At 50.3% G+C, this 14,217-nt stretch carries 14 protein-coding genes; 4 read left to right on the forward strand and 10 right to left on the reverse strand.

Annotated elements, in window-relative coordinates; translation table 11 throughout:
- The 3 genes from H8J70_RS01965 to H8J70_RS01975 all read right to left on the reverse strand — a co-directional run bounded on the left by H8J70_RS01965 (window position 1) and on the right by H8J70_RS01975 (window position 1,227).
- On the reverse strand, window positions 1-648 hold the full coding sequence (locus tag H8J70_RS01965) for an HMA2 domain-containing protein (protein WP_186502081.1): 648 nt from the start codon (window positions 646-648) through the stop codon (window positions 1-3).
- 6 nt (window positions 649-654) lie between these two features.
- Complete coding sequence (locus H8J70_RS01970) at window positions 655-933, reverse strand: HMA2 domain-containing protein (RefSeq protein ID WP_186502082.1); 279 nt, start codon at window positions 931-933, stop codon at window positions 655-657.
- A gap of 78 nt (window positions 934-1,011) precedes the next feature.
- Complete coding sequence (locus H8J70_RS01975) at window positions 1,012-1,227, reverse strand: 50S ribosomal protein L9 (protein WP_186502083.1); 216 nt, start codon at window positions 1,225-1,227, stop codon at window positions 1,012-1,014.
- A 462-nt stretch (window positions 1,228-1,689) separates the two neighbouring features.
- Here H8J70_RS01975 and H8J70_RS12805 point away from each other — a divergent pair, with 462 nt between their 5' ends.
- Together H8J70_RS12805 and H8J70_RS01985 are read left to right on the forward strand one after the other, a co-directional pair.
- Window positions 1,690-1,920, forward strand: coding sequence for an ArsR family transcriptional regulator (locus H8J70_RS12805; RefSeq protein ID WP_425489116.1), 231 nt, complete (start codon window positions 1,690-1,692; stop codon window positions 1,918-1,920).
- A 160-nt stretch (window positions 1,921-2,080) separates the two neighbouring features.
- Entirely contained in the window at window positions 2,081-4,186 is a 2,106-nt protein-coding gene (locus H8J70_RS01985) for a heavy metal translocating P-type ATPase (RefSeq protein WP_186502085.1), read from the forward strand.
- An 82-nt stretch (window positions 4,187-4,268) separates the two neighbouring features.
- Here the strand turns inward: H8J70_RS01985 and H8J70_RS01990 are convergent, their stop codons facing one another.
- The 3 genes from H8J70_RS01990 to H8J70_RS02000 form a co-directional block, all read right to left on the reverse strand.
- The gene (locus H8J70_RS01990; RefSeq protein WP_186502087.1) at window positions 4,269-5,000 is read right to left on the reverse strand and encodes a hypothetical protein; all 732 of its coding nucleotides are present in this window, start codon (window positions 4,998-5,000) and stop codon (window positions 4,269-4,271) included.
- Window positions 5,001-5,450: 450 nt separating this feature from the next.
- Window positions 5,451-5,654, reverse strand: coding sequence for a 50S ribosomal protein L9 (locus tag H8J70_RS01995; RefSeq protein WP_186502089.1), 204 nt, complete (start codon window positions 5,652-5,654; stop codon window positions 5,451-5,453).
- A gap of 305 nt (window positions 5,655-5,959) precedes the next feature.
- Window positions 5,960-6,667 (reverse strand): ZIP family metal transporter, encoded by a 708-nt coding sequence (locus H8J70_RS02000; RefSeq protein ID WP_246415229.1) that lies wholly within the window; start codon window positions 6,665-6,667, stop codon window positions 5,960-5,962.
- Between the two features lie 385 nt (window positions 6,668-7,052).
- Between H8J70_RS02000 and H8J70_RS02005 the strand changes: the two genes are divergently transcribed.
- Window positions 7,053-7,610 carry a DUF3793 family protein gene (locus H8J70_RS02005; RefSeq protein WP_186502090.1) on the forward strand — a complete coding sequence of 186 codons (558 nt, stop codon included), beginning with the start codon at window positions 7,053-7,055 and terminating at the stop codon, window positions 7,608-7,610.
- A gap of 20 nt (window positions 7,611-7,630) precedes the next feature.
- Entirely contained in the window at window positions 7,631-8,044 is a 414-nt protein-coding gene (locus H8J70_RS02010; RefSeq protein ID WP_186502091.1) for a flavodoxin domain-containing protein, read from the forward strand.
- Window positions 8,045-8,145: 101 nt separating this feature from the next.
- Here the strand turns inward: H8J70_RS02010 and H8J70_RS02015 are convergent, their stop codons facing one another.
- The 4 genes from H8J70_RS02015 to H8J70_RS02030 all read right to left on the reverse strand — a co-directional run bounded on the left by H8J70_RS02015 (window position 8,146) and on the right by H8J70_RS02030 (window position 14,024).
- On the reverse strand, window positions 8,146-8,913 hold the full coding sequence (locus H8J70_RS02015) for an EFR1 family ferrodoxin (protein WP_186502093.1): 768 nt from the start codon (window positions 8,911-8,913) through the stop codon (window positions 8,146-8,148).
- A gap of 195 nt (window positions 8,914-9,108) precedes the next feature.
- Complete coding sequence (locus tag H8J70_RS02020; protein WP_186502095.1) at window positions 9,109-10,401, reverse strand: S-layer homology domain-containing protein; 1,293 nt, start codon at window positions 10,399-10,401, stop codon at window positions 9,109-9,111.
- A gap of 541 nt (window positions 10,402-10,942) precedes the next feature.
- Window positions 10,943-12,259 (reverse strand): S-layer homology domain-containing protein, encoded by a 1,317-nt coding sequence (locus H8J70_RS02025; protein ID WP_186502097.1) that lies wholly within the window; start codon window positions 12,257-12,259, stop codon window positions 10,943-10,945.
- A gap of 286 nt (window positions 12,260-12,545) precedes the next feature.
- A complete protein-coding gene (locus H8J70_RS02030; protein WP_186502098.1) occupies window positions 12,546-14,024 on the reverse strand; it encodes a [FeFe] hydrogenase, group A in 1,479 nt (492 codons plus the stop codon).
- Window positions 14,025-14,217: the final 193 nt, after the last annotated feature.

Here is a 14,217-nt window from a genome sequence, read left to right on the forward strand (position 1 = left end):
TTATTTCCCCCTTAAGAGACTAGCAGCCCACCAAAGCATTTGCGGGCCCGACGCACGCTGATCCATCATGACGATCTTGCGGATACCCCGGACGATAAAGGCCAAGGCAACGAGAGAACGCAGATCGAGGACGTTATGCGTACCGCCGGAAATCACCTTACTGAACTCGTTACATACGTCATTGGCGGTCTTGCGAAAATCGGGGGTTGGCTTTTTATCCTGGCCGGCCAGTGTATCGAGCTGCTTCAAAAGGTCTTCACCCGGCATTTTAACAGCAAAGACTTCTTCTGAGAGTACCTTTTCAATCGTATTGAGCGTCGCTTCATCGCCTAAGATGAGGAGGCTCCCTATGGCGGGATTGACTTCTACGCGCTGCACACCGGTCATCTTATAGAGCGATTCGGCAACGAGCTGATCGAGGGCAGGATTGCGCACGAGACTGGCAGCGCGATAACGGCGGCGGCCTAAGCTGGCTGCTACACGTGTAAAAATAGGTACCGGTGCAGCCGGGCGGACAGGGGCCGGACGAACCTGGCCTACCTGGACAGGACGGGCTGCCTTGGGTACATGGGGATAGCGGGAATCAAAGAACTGATGAATGGACTTCCCGATGGAAGCGCCAATCATAAAACCGGAAACATAGGACATAGTATGTTATCTCCTTTCAAGATGCTTGACTACATACTGCTCCATCTGGGCCAGTTCGTGATTTGCCCGCAGCAGTGTAGGCTGGTATTGAATGAGTACCGAGCCCGTCAACACATTGATATCGACAGATTCTATTTCGTGATACGCTGAGATATACGCGTCTACCTGTTTGCAAAGGGCATGATTGCCAATGAGGCGTTTACTGTGCAAGCGGATACGGCCAGGGATGTATGACGACACCTGGACAGAACGCAGGATAAAATCCCATTTTGAAAATGATAGCATAGAGTAAGTTACCTTTCGTACTAAAGGAACAGAAAAAGAACTGCCCCGGCTACGAGACAGTCCTTTGTACGTTTCCGGTTATTTTGCTGCAGCTTCCTGTGCGGCGATCATGTCTTCCAGTTCTTCTTTCTGACGCTGTAATTCTGCCAAAGGAACGTTAGCCGACGCGCTTGTGGCTGCAGGCTGCTGCAGGGCCAAAAGCTGTTGTTCCCGTTCTACCATGAGCTTGTAACCGAAAATACCAGCTAATACACCAACACCTAAACCGATCCAAAAATCCTGATTCTGAAACATACGGTACATCTCCTTTTAATGAGCTGGCGCTAGTACTAAAGAGTACGTCAGCTGTCTCTTGTATTGATAACCTCTTACAAAATTTATTATAACCGAAAGCAGGAATTATTGTCAATAATTTTTGAAGATCTCGTATTTACTTTTTTCGTTATAGTCTGTCATCCTAGTGATTACAGGCCATAACAGGGTATTTTTAAGGAATTCTTAAACTTTTATTTAACCATCTATATACGCACAGTTTTATCAAAATCGGTAAATTTATTGATAATATTCTGGATATAAAAGGTTTAATCTTGTGTGAAAATTTCATTATACTCGTGCCTTTTCTAATAGGTAAAAACAGGGAAAACAAAAAGAGACAAAAAGCTCTTTCACCCATTGACATTTCTTTCACAACCTTGTAAGCTATAGATAGAAAAACAAATGAATAGTTGTTCATATGTTACATTAGGAGGAACAAATATGGCAAACCAAGCTCCTGTCTGTGATTGCGACGTCATCCACCAAGACGTAGTCGATGACGTCCAGTCCCAGCTGCTGCCACGGGCAGAATATAATCACTTGGCGGCACTGTTCAAGCTCTTCAGCGATCCCACACGGGTAAAGCTCCTGTCGGCCCTGGAATGTCACGAATTGTGCGTCTGTGATTTAGCCGTACTGTTAAACGTCACCAAATCAGCCGTATCACACTAGCTCAAGGTCCTGCGCATGGGCAAGCTCGTCACGTATCGCCGGGACGGGCAGATCGTCTACTATTCCTTAGCCGACGATCACGTACGGACTCTCCTCGATATGGCGCGGGAACACGTGCACGAATAAGGAAATGCCCACAGGAAGAAAGGAAGTGCTCAGCATGGAAAAAACATTTTTATTAAAGGGCCTCGATTGCCCGAACTGCTCTGCCAAGATTGAAGAGGAAGTGGGCAGTTTGTCCGGCATTACTGCGTCAGCAGTCAATCTCATGTGTCAAACCCTGACCATTTCTGTCGATGCCGACGCAGAAGCAGCCGTCTTGCCGCAGATTGAAAAGATCGTCCACACGCACGAACCGGACATCGAAATTATCGACACGTCCCATAGCGCCGCTCAGGATGACGACGAAGAAGAGGAAGAAGGACTGCTACGCAAGCAGCGTCTCATCGTCGGCGCTATCCTCTACGCCGCCGTACTCTTAGGCCATGCCTTTTTCGGTCTTTCTGACACGGTATACCTGGCCGTCCTTGTCGCCGCCTACGTCATCCTCGGCTACGACGTCGTGCTCCAGGCCTTGAAAAATATCCGTCACGGCCGTGTCTTCGATGAACATTTTCTCATGAGCTTGTCTACCATCGGTGCCTTCGTCATTGGCGAATACCCTGAAGCCGTTGCAGTTATGCTCTTCTATCAGGTCGGTGAATTTTTCCAGGATAAGGCCGTCGATAATTCGCGCCATTCCATTAAGTCCCTCCTCGACATCCGCCCTGATACAGCCCACGTCCGTCAGGGGAACGATATCGTTACGGTGCCGTCGGGCAGCGTCGCCATCGGCTCGACCATCGTCGTCCAGCCGGGCGAACGGATTCCTATTGACGGCACGGTCCTTGCCGGCACGGCCTTAGTCGATACGAAGGCTCTCACAGGGGAAGCCGTACCACGCCGCGTAGAAGCCGGCGACGAAGCCCTGTCGGGCTGCATTTCCACAGACGGTATGCTGGAAATCGAAACGACCCACAGCTTTGGTGAATCAACAGCCAGCAAGGTCATCGATCTCGTAGAAAACGCAGCTGCCCGCAAGGCACCCATGGAACGGTTCATTACCCGCTTCTGCCGTTACTACACGCCAGCTGTCGTCATCGGTGCTGTCTTCCTGGCTGCCGTACCGCCTCTTTTCTTTGGCGGTGTCTGGACAGACTGGATCATGCGCTCCTTTGTCTTCCTCGTTATCTCTTGCCCGTGTGCCCTGGTCGTTTCCATTCCCCTTACTTTCTTTAGCGGCATTGGCGCAGCATCCCGCAAGGGCATTCTCGTCAAGGGCAGCAACTACCTGGAAGCCTTGGCCCAGGTCGATACGATCGTCTTCGATAAAACCGGTACACTTACAAAGGGTACCTTTAACGTAACAAATATCGCTACTGCAGCCGGTGTCAGCAAGGATACGCTCCTCCACTACGCGGCTCTTGCCGAATGCGGCTCCCGCCACCCCATTGCCACATCCATCATGGAAGCCTACGGCAGCACACCGGACCGCAGTGAACTCGCAGCGTACTGCGAAAAGAGCGGCCGCGGCATTTGCGCCACCTGGCAGGGTAAGGAAATCCTCGCCGGCAATGCCCGCCTCCTGCAGGAAGCAGCCATTCCCTTTACGGAAAATGAAGAAACGGGCACCAAGGTCTATGTGGCCGTCGACGGTACCTACATGGGCTGCCTGGTCATTGCCGATGAAGTCAAAGAAGACAGCCAGAAGGCCATTGCAGAGCTGAAGAAAAAAGGCGTTTCCCAAACGGTCATGCTCACAGGCGACAGCAAAGCCATCGCCACGGCTATTGCAAAGAAACTGGGCCTGGACAAATGCTTTGCCCAGCTCTTGCCGGCAGAAAAGGTAGAACGCCTGGAAGAGCTCGACGCGGCGAAGAAGCCCGGTAAAAAACTGGCCTTCGTCGGCGACGGTATTAACGATGCACCGGTACTGGCCCGGGCTGACGTAGGCATTGCCATGGGTGCCCTCGGCTCAGACGCCGCCATTGAAGCAGCCGACGTCATCCTCATGACGGACGAACCGTCGAAGATTCCTGAAGCCATGAACATTGCTAAGGCGACGCGGGCCATTGCCACGCAGAATATTGTCTTCGCCATTGGCATTAAAGGGCTCTTCCTTATCCTCGGTGCTCTCGGTATTGCCGGCATGTGGGAAGCTGTCTTCGGTGATGTCGGTGTGCTTATCCTGGCCGTCCTCAATTCCATGCGGGCTATGCGCGCATAACTCCTGTACAGCATTTCCTTTCAGGCATATAAAAAGTGGCTTCGCGAAACTCCTGTATTCGCGAAGCCACTTTTTTGTCGTGTTAGAGCAGCGCCAGACAGACCGAAAGGATGGCGCCCATACCGATGATACCGGCCAAGGTCCATTTGCGCCGTGAGGCCTGGTCCTTTTTTTCCTGTTCTTCTAAAGCCGCTTCCAGGGCTGCCAGACGTTTTTCCTGGTCTGCGTTTTGGGAACGGAGATTTTTGACAGCCGCCGTAAGGGCTGCTACTTCTTTTTCTAAGGATACCTGTTTTTCTTCCTGTGCTGCCAGACCGGCACAGAGATGGAACTGGTTTTGTAGCTGTTGCACGACGCCCAGGAGTTCGCGCCGTACGAGTTCCGACAGATCCTTGCCGTCCGGACCATAGAGCTTTTCTTCCAGCTCGTGCAGGACGGTCTGACAGGATTCTTCATCAGCTGCACCTAAGGCAAAGAGATACTTCGTCAGCTCGCCGACGCGTTCCTGATAATCGAAGGAAACGCGCTGGGCCTGGGCAGTGGTCACTTGGGCATCGGCCAGGGTACTCACGGCGCCTTGGAGACGGCGGATAGCATCGCCGTGATTGTGGAAAATAAACCACGACCGGCGCGTGCGCTGGGCATTGTCGGCTGTACTCTTAGCTGCTTCAGCATAGCGTCCGGCCCGGCGTACTTGCCCCTTCAAGGATTGGAGCTCCTTGAAAATAGCACCGATGACCTCAGGCAGTTCAGAAACAGCCGGCGTCAGCTTGGGTGGCAGCACGGCCCGTGGTACAAGAACATCTTCACTCATGGTTTTCAACTCCTTTTGTTGGCTTTTGGGAATGGCAGCGCTTACGCCAGGCGCTTTGCGGCCGCGCTAGGCGTAATTGACGTTATTACTACTAATTTCGCCTCTATCCCCCGTTGCTAAAGCAACGGGTACTTTCGTCTCCTTCCGTCGCTCCTCTTGCCTGGGATGAGTACCGGAACCGTGACATGCCACTGGCATGTCACCCACCTTCATGCGGCCTTATCGCAGCCGCATGAAGTATAATCAACGTTGTTACTACTAATTTCGCCTCTATCCCCCGTTGCTAAAGCAACGGGTACTTTCGTCCCCTTCTGGTACTCCTCTTCCCTGGGATGAGTACCAGAACCGTGACATGCCACTGGCATGTCACGCCCCATGGAAAGCAAAACCGGCGTGCAGAATACACTCTGCCGCCGGTTTTGTTTTTTTCTTATAATGCCGTTTTTCGAATTACTGTACAGACTGAGCTGCGATCATGTCTTCCAGTGCTTCTTTCTGACGCTGTAATTCTTCCAGGGAAGGTGCTGCTGCAGGAACTGCAGGCTGCTGGAGGGCCAGGAGCTGCTGTTCTCTCTGCTGGATCATCTTGTAACCAAAAATACCAGCTACTACACCGATGCCTAAACCAATCCAAAAATTCGTGTTCTGAAACATGAAAATCCTCTCCTATCCGCTAGCAACAATAATAAACGGGCCCTTGTTTTCTCTCTGAACATGGGTCTTACTCATTATACACAGCAAAACGAAAGAATGTCAATGATAAAAAAACTCTTTTCACATTGTGCAAGGTTTTCCCTATTTCAGATAAGCAGGGAAAATACAGTAAATTTTAAGAGTTTTTATAAATATATTTACGAATAAATATATTTATTTCTTATATTTTATCAAATATATTCAGTTTGCAATAAATCGAATGAGAACCCATATCAAATTCTATTATAATAAGAACTATTCATCAATCATCCTAAGGCCGTGTCGAGAGCCATCATGATGGTGAAGCCCAAGGCAAAGGACAAGACGCCCAGATCGGAATGCGGGCCTGCAGACATTTCCGGAATCAGCTCTTCGACGACGACGTAGAGCATAGCGCCGGCAGCAAAGCTGAGCAGATATGGCAAGACCGGGACGACGAGGGCTGCCGCCAAAATGGTAATGCCGGCACCAATGGGTTCGACGATACCTGAGAGAACGCCGCCGGCAAAAGACCGCCAACGGCTGAGACCGGCACTCTTAAGGGGCATGGAAATGATAGCGCCTTCAGGGAAATTCTGAATCGCAATGCCCAGCGCCAAGGTGAAGACACCGGCCAGGGTGAGGCCGCTTTCACCGCTCAAATACCCGGCGCAGACGACGCCGACAGCCATGCCTTCAGGAATGTTGTGCAGCGTCACAGCCAGAACCAGCATGGTCGTCCGCTGTAAATGACTATGCGGGCCTTCTGCCTGCTGGCTGTGTAAATGAAGATGAGGAATAAGGTGGTCTAAGGCGAGGAGTAAGAAAATGCCCAGCCAAAAACCAATGACGACAGGCACAAAGGCCAGCTGTCCCCACGCAGCGCTGAGATCGAGAGAGGGTAAGAGGAGGCTCCATACGGACGCAGCAACCATGACACCGGCGGCAAAACCGGTCAAGACGCGTTGTACCGAAAGAGACAGCTCATGTGTCAAAAAAAGACACAGCCAGCGCCGAGGGATATCCCCAGAAAAGGCAGAACAAGACTTTGTAGCATTGCTTCCATATAACACAACCTTCCTTTCTTTTTATTTTACAGAAAAACTAACGATTGTCAATATCAATAATCACGTTCTTTTCTCTTACAAGGATATTACGAAATTCCATCTCATAATTTTATATAGATATTGCTATGAATTAATCCTGATATACTAATAAAAAAGTCACGCAAAACCGTGATGCAATACATATTCCATCATTAATTATAAATTTCACTTGTATGTCAATTTTGATATTTTATATCAATAAAACATTGACAACTGTTATCATAATTGGTATAGTATGTCTTGTCAGAAACACAAAAGGAAAGGAGGTCTGTTCGTGAACATCGACCAACTACTTATCACCTATTGTGCGCCAACCTTGGCCCGCCTGAAGATGGGTGCTCTTCTGTGTCTACACCGCGCAGGTACAAAAGAACAATACGAAGCCAGCGTGGCCCGTTATAACGAGCAGTACAACCACAAGGGACTTTATTTTCGCATTCTCTATCAATGCCCCCAGCGTACACTGCTCTACGTTTACCGGCCGGACATGGTTGAAGCCTATCTCCGCCAAGCTGATGTAGCACGCTTCCTCGCCAACCTGGGCTATACGCCCGAAGCACCTGCACCGGTCTTGTTGAATCACCTGGCTGATCGTTTTGCCAACGGAGGGTGTTTCCCTCATGAGTCAGGTATTTTCCTGGGCTATCCCTTAGCCGACGTCATCGGCTTTATCCGGCACAAGGGCAGCGACGCCAAGCTTTGTGGTGAGTGGAAGGTATACGGTGATGCCGAACAGGCCGCCGCCCTGTTTCAGGCCTACTCCAGCTGCCGCGCTGCCTACGAAAACAGTTTTGTAACGGGAACGGCGCTGGAAAAACTTATCGTTGCGTAACGTAAGGAGGACAAAGACACATGGTAGAAATTGCATATTGGAGTGGTACAGGTAACACAGAAGCTATGGCACAGGAAATCAAAGCTGCCGCAGAAGGCGCCGGTGCCAGCGTAGAATCAGTCCGCATGGAAGACACGACAGCCGATGCTGTCGCCGCTAACGACGTTATCCTGCTGGGCTGCCCGGCTATGGGCTCGGAAGAGCTCGAAGACAGCGTCGTCGAACCGTTCTTTACAGCCATTGCTCCCAAACTGAGCGGCAAGAAAGTCGGCCTCTTCGGTTCCTACGGCTGGGGCTCCGGCGAATGGATGGACGCGTGGAAACAGCGCGCTGAAGACGCCGGCGCTATCGTCTTCGGTACAGCCATTGTCAACGAAACACCGAACAATTCCGAAGAATGCGCCGCCCTGGGCAAAGCTGCAGCAGCACAATAAACAGTAAGACATTCCCTTCTTAATTCACACTCTTTTTTATCTCCCACAGATACAGAAACCGCACGATACTCCCCCGTATCGTGCGGTTTTTATATACCGGCCTAACGGCGGTACAGATCTTCAGCGTTAACTTCCGGATGATGATATTGATCTTCCCTGGCAATGGCGTGACCGTGGACGAAAATGCCGCCATGAGGACACCACTGAACGCAGGCCATACACATAGCACAATGGTCACTGACGACAACCTTGCCGTCTTTGAGCGTCAGGTTGCCTACGGGACAGATATGGACACAGAGGCCGCAGCCTACACAGGCATCGGGATTAGCCGTAATGGTAAAGCGGCGGCTGCCTACTTGCCGTACGACGCCCAGACCCATAATAGATCCGGCCAGACTACGTTTTACGTGCCGCAGGGATTCGCGCCGTTCCATAACGGCGTGGGCAATGGCAGCAACGTGATCTTTGGCTGCATCGAGACGGCGGTAATCATAGGAAACGCCCTTTTTCCACGTCGACGTACTGTTGGCGATCATGGACACGGAATCGGCATAGGCCAGGCGGCAGCGATGCCACGCCAAAAGCTGCTGCAGGTTGTACAAGGCATTGCCAGGCGTACTGCCACAGGTAGCGACGGCATAGATATAGGCCGACGGGGCAAATTTCGTATTGCGGATAAACTCCTGTACAGGCCAGGGAATATCGCCAAAATAGACAGGAAATACAAAACCGATGACACGGTCCCGGATGAGCGTACACGTACCATGCTTCGTCAGGTCGGCAATATGCACAGCCGTATCCCCTGTCGCCGCAGCAAGCTGCCTGGCTACGCTGAGGGAATTTCCGGTCCCTGTAAAATAAAGGATCATAAGTCTCACCCCAATATATAGGTTTTTCTTCCGTTACTTATGCTTATATTATACCACATTTGACGCCTGAATACGACGTTTTCCCGCTCTACGTACGAATTATCACGAAGTTTGCCAAAAGCACTCTCACGGCCAAATAGGTGCAAAAAAAGACCACCCCGAAGGGTGGTCTTTGTATGTGCCGTAAGGTATTTCTTAGAATACGAATACGAACTGAGCACATGTCTGTTCTTCCGGATCGGCAGCGTTGCCTTCTTTGGTTTCGGAAGCGAAGGACTGCATAACGGAGAACATAGCGCTCTTAGCGAATGTGTAGTCGATGCCAGCGCCCCAAGATTTAACGTTGTCGAGGTTATTCCATCTCCAGGAACCTGTGGAACCTTTGATGTAGCCGTTCGGGTCAACATTGATGTATTCAACCCAAGCATCCCAGGATTTCGGAGCTGCGAAGGAAGCAGAACCATACTGCAGTTTACCGATCCAGAGATCAGCGTCGTCCTGTTTGGAAGAGTCTGTCTTGTTCAGTTTTTCGTAGTTGCCGAGCAAGGACCACTTCTGGCCGAGGCCGAAGTTAGCATAAGCGCCCCACATATCGTCGGTTGCAAAGCCAGTCTGGCCGGAGAAGTTGTTGTAGTAAACGCCAGCGGATGTACGGTGGCCGAAGAAGCCCTGTAATTCGCCATAAGCCGTCTTAACACCGTCAACATCTGTTTTGCCATCTACGTATGTGCCAGCTGTATCACCGATCTTAAATTTACCATAGCCAGCCGTAGCAGCGAAGTGGTTGTTCTTGTATTTCAACTGAGCACCGTCGAAGGAATCGCTGTACTGGTAAGCATAGCCACCATCACCGAGGTTGTAGCTATAACGGCCAACCAACAGATCCCAGTTGTTGCCGCCGAAGTTGTAATCTACGTTAGCGAGATCAGCGTAGATGTCTTCGTTGTTGTCGTTCTTCGTGTCGATAGAGCCGTTGTCAGCAAAGTTCAGGTTGTTGGTGCTGATGCCCAACGTAGCTTTCGTACGGTCGTTAACCTGTGCGTTAGCGCGTACACGTACACGGAAGTTCCAGGAGTTATCGTTTTCTTTGTTGTCCTGCTGGTAACGATAACGGAGACGAGCGTCACCTGTCAATTTAACGTTGCCAACTTTGTTTTCGAGGTTGGATACGCGAACGCCGAGGCTGTTCAGTTCATCAGCAAATTCGTCAGCCAATTTGTTGATCAGAGCGCGCTGTTCAACAGAAGCTTTGTCCATGTGAGCCATGGCTTTAGCTGTCATTTCAGCTGCTTCATAACGAGTGATGTTACGGTTGCCTTCGAAATGTGTGCCATCAACACCCTGGATGATGCCTTCGTCTGCCAATTCTACGACAGCGTTGTAAGCCCAGGAATCAGTCGGTACATCAACGAACGGGTTTGCTGCGAAAGCGCAAGTAGCGCCAACGGCCATGGTTGCAACTAATGCTGCTAATACTTTAGTTTTCATTGCGAATTACCCCTTTTCTAAAAAATAGTTTGTAAGAATGTTCCAATCCGTCACAGTCGAGCGGTGGTCTTACGTCTTAGGGGTTCATTGGCGAGTTGTCCTAGTTTCCTCTCTTTTACTACCCTATACGTTGTAGGCCTGTTGCTCTTTCTCGGTTGTCACCTGAACCACCGGCTCACCAACAACCTTGTTGACATTATACCGTACCTTCGCTTTTTTGTCAAAATACGACGAAAATGGCTTAACCATGCGGTTTACAGGCTCTCAAATTTGATAGAGCAAGATGTAATCTTTAAATTTTCTTAAATCTTACCGTAAATTTCTTCAAATTGTAATCTTTCTGTAACACTACAATGGTGTCTTTGAAAGTGTAAAAAATCCCTGCCAAAGCGATTGTTACGCCTTTCACGACCTATAGCTAATTGCAATTATTCTCTATTCGCTTGTGTTTTGTATACAGTATGCTAATTTGGAATAGCTACCAAAGGGGCAGAAAAAAAGCGACCACAAGGCCGCTTTTTTCTCAACATTGCTGTATGGATTAGAAGAGGAAGTTGATTTCAACATCCGTGAATTCATCGGGATCATCAGAGCCGTGTTTGGCTTTCGTGCCAAAGGTCTGGGCTGCCGTGAGGATGACGTTTTTGGAAAGGGTGTAGTCGATGCCGGCGCCCCACGATTCTACGTTGTCGAGGACACTGTCATCACGCCAGGAGTTCGTCGCACCACCGAGGAGGGCGCCCTTGTCGGCGTTGATGTATTCTACCCAAGCATCCCAAGAGCCGCGGACTTCGCTGTCAGCGCCGCCGTAGGTGAGCTTGCCGATCCAAACTTCTGGATCCTTCGTATCGCCATCAGTGAGGTTTTTGCTGATGCTGTTGATCTTTTCATAGTTGGCAAAGGCATTCCATTTGCCCAGGTTGAAGCTGGCATAGCCGCCCCAGAGGTCGTCAGCGCGGAAGCCTTCCTGGCCGTTGAAGTCGTTGTAGTAGACGCCGACTTTGGAATCAGCTGCACGGCCGCCGCCGAAGTAACCTTCCAAGACGCCGTAGCCTGTCTTCACGCCTTTAGTACCTTCTTCAAGGGAACCGGCAATGTCGCCGAGCTTAAATTTACCATAACCGGCAGTAGCACCGAAGCGGTCGTTGTGGTAGGACAGTTCGGCCCGGTCGAAGACGTCGCCGTACTGGTAACCATAGGTGTTGTCACCGCCGAGGATGTACGTATCGGTCCGGCCGACGCTCAGGTTCCAACGGTCACCGCCGAAGTTGTAATCGACTTTGGCGTCATCTGTGAAGACGTCCTGGTCGTTATCGTTTTTCGAATCGATAGAGCCGTCAGCACCGAAGTTCAGGTCGCCTGTGCTGATGCCGTAGGTAACGGTCGTGCGGTCGTTGACCTGGGCGTTAGCGCGGATACGAACGCGGTAATCCCAAGAATTATCATTGCGGTAGTCTGCGTTGTTGCTCTGATGCTGGTAACGAACGCGGGCATCGCCGGTCAATTTGACGTTGCCGACTTTCTTTTCCAGGTTAGAAACGCGAACACCCAGGCTGTTCAGTTCATCAGCGAATTCATCAGCCAATTTGTTGATAAGAGCGCGCTGTTCTACAGAGGCTTTGTCCATGTGGGCCATGGCTTTGGCTGTCATTTCGGCTGCTTCGTAACGTGTAATATTACGGTTGCCTTCGAAATGCGTGCCATCTACACCCTGGATGATGCCTTCATCGGCCAATTCTACGACGGCGTTGTAAGCCCAGGAATCGGTCGGTACATCGACGAATGGGTTGGCAGCAAAGGCGCAGGTTGCACCGAGGGCCATAGTCGTTGCGAGGGTTAACATGATTTTTCGTTTCATTATACATCTCTCCTTTTGACACAGTATCTTATTGTGATAAGGAGGAACTTTCACATACTCACGGCTTCATTGGCGAGTTTTCCTAGTTTCCTCTCTTTTACTCCCGTAAGATGCACTGGTTCTCCTTATCGCTCCGTATTACAGGGACACGTACGGAACGCTATGATTATAGCGTATTTGATAAAATATGTCAATTGTATTCGATTATCTTTCTCATATTAATTGAAAATTTTACATACAAAAAGGACCTCCGTCACGGGACGGAAGCCCTTTCTTATACGTGAAATTATTCTTTTTTATCTGCGTCTGCCGGTGCATCAACAGGTGGTTTATAGCTTGGCGACATGGGGTTTGTCACAGGTGTCACGTGTTTCATTTCGCCCAAGTCATCGCTGCGGTCCGTAAAGTACGTGTGCAACATCATTTCTGCCGTTTCCGACAGGGGTTCGCCGAGGAACTGCTTGTACAGGTCCTGAATTTCCGGGTTTTCCCAGCTGGCCTTGTACTCTGCTTCGACATCGCTCTTGTAGAGAGAATCCATACGGGCCTGCTGTACCTTTTTAACCTGCGGCAGTTTTACCTTCGGCTGGCCGCCGCCACCGATACAGCCGCCCGGGCAGGCCATGACTTCGATGAAGGAATAGTCTTCGAAGTTGCCGGCTGCGACGAGTTCATCCAGGAATTTACGGGCATTGCCGAGGCCACTGATAGCTGCGACGTGGATGACGAAGTGACCGAAGACGACGGTTGCCTTCTTGACGCCTTCGAGACCGCGGACCGGTTCGAAGGGAATGAAGTCGGCCGGTGCTTTACGGCCTGTAAAGAAGTAGTACGCTGCGCGCAGGGCTGCTTCCATAACGCCGCCGCTGTTGCCGAAAATACGGCCGCCGCCGGTAGATTCGCCAAAGACTTTATCGAAATGATCGTCTTCGAGCTGGTCGAAGTCGATGCCTTCAGACTTGATCCATTCGGCCAGTTCCCGCGTCGTAATGGAAATATCCGTATCGCGCAGGTCTTCCTGGTTCCAGTAGGCTGCAGAGGCATTCAATTCGGGACGGCGGATTTCTGCTTTCTTCGCCGTGCAGGGAGCGACGTCGACGATGACGACATCTTTCGGATCGAGGTTTTGCTGTTTTACAAACCACGTCTTCATGACGGCGCTCAAGATACTGATAGGACTCTTGGTAGACGACAGGTGCGGCATCAGGTCCGGATAGTACGTTTCCAAAAATTCAACCCACGCCGGGCAGCAGCTCGTAAACTGCGGAATAGGAATTTCTTCGGACTGCAGGCGGTGCAGGAGTTCCATGGCTTCTTCCATGATTGTCAGGTCAGCGCCAAAATCCGTATCAAAGACATAGTCGGCGCCCAGCTTCTTGAGGGCTGCAACCATCTTGCCTTCGACGAAAGTGCCAGGGTCCATACCAAAGGCTTCGCCGAGACCGACGCGGACAGCCGGTGCGGTCTGAATCATGACGACCTTGCTTGGATCGGCAATGGCGGCTTTTACTTTGTCTACGTCAGAGACTTCCGTAATGGCGCCAAAGGGACACACGGCGGCGCACTGGCCACAGTGGACGCAAATAGGCATGTCGTTCGTGCTAGGCAGATAATAGTAATCCATGACGGTTTGCGTAGCAGCGCAGGTACGACGGCACAATGTGCAATTCTTGCACTTAGTTTCGTCGAATTGAATAGAAAAATTATGTTCATCAATGGGTACACGGCGCTGTATTTCTTTAAATCTGGACTGAAATTCGGGCATTTTTTCTCCTTTTTCTATGCTAATACCATCACTTCATATTAAATGATATTTTTCACAATCTCTTATCTAATAGAATAATACAAAACACTGCTTTTTTCCATGCCTTTTTTGTGAAAGGTGAAAGAAGTTTTACATACTATCTATTCATTTTTTACATAGATAAACTAGAATCATTGCTCAAATAGTATATCTC

The organism is Megasphaera hominis, from assembly GCF_014269395.1.
Taxonomy (GTDB): domain Bacteria; phylum Bacillota; class Negativicutes; order Veillonellales; family Megasphaeraceae; genus Megasphaera; species Megasphaera hominis.

Excerpts from the sequence above, each read along its gene's own strand:
- H8J70_RS01985 (WP_186502085.1), top strand. The coding sequence starts at position 2,081 with ATGGAAAAAACATTTTTATTAAAGGGCCTCGATTGCCCGAACTGCTCT.
- H8J70_RS01995 (WP_186502089.1), bottom strand. The coding sequence starts at position 5,654 with ATGTTTCAGAACACGAATTTTTGGATTGGTTTAGGCATCGGTGTAGTA.
- H8J70_RS02025 (WP_186502097.1), bottom strand. The coding sequence starts at position 12,259 with ATGAAACGAAAAATCATGTTAACCCTCGCAACGACTATGGCCCTCGGT.
- H8J70_RS01970 (WP_186502082.1), bottom strand. The coding sequence starts at position 933 with ATGCTATCATTTTCAAAATGGGATTTTATCCTGCGTTCTGTCCAGGTG.
- H8J70_RS01975 (WP_186502083.1), bottom strand. The coding sequence starts at position 1,227 with ATGTTTCAGAATCAGGATTTTTGGATCGGTTTAGGTGTTGGTGTATTA.
- H8J70_RS02015 (WP_186502093.1), bottom strand. The coding sequence starts at position 8,913 with ATGATCCTTTATTTTACAGGGACCGGAAATTCCCTCAGCGTAGCCAGG.
- H8J70_RS02030 (WP_186502098.1), bottom strand. The coding sequence starts at position 14,024 with ATGCCCGAATTTCAGTCCAGATTTAAAGAAATACAGCGCCGTGTACCC.
- H8J70_RS02010 (WP_186502091.1), top strand. The coding sequence starts at position 7,631 with ATGGTAGAAATTGCATATTGGAGTGGTACAGGTAACACAGAAGCTATG.
- H8J70_RS01965 (WP_186502081.1), bottom strand. The coding sequence starts at position 648 with ATGTCCTATGTTTCCGGTTTTATGATTGGCGCTTCCATCGGGAAGTCC.
- H8J70_RS02020 (WP_186502095.1), bottom strand. The coding sequence starts at position 10,401 with ATGAAAACTAAAGTATTAGCAGCATTAGTTGCAACCATGGCCGTTGGC.
- H8J70_RS01990 (WP_186502087.1), bottom strand. The coding sequence starts at position 5,000 with ATGAGTGAAGATGTTCTTGTACCACGGGCCGTGCTGCCACCCAAGCTG.
- H8J70_RS12805 (WP_425489116.1), top strand. The coding sequence starts at position 1,690 with ATGGCAAACCAAGCTCCTGTCTGTGATTGCGACGTCATCCACCAAGAC.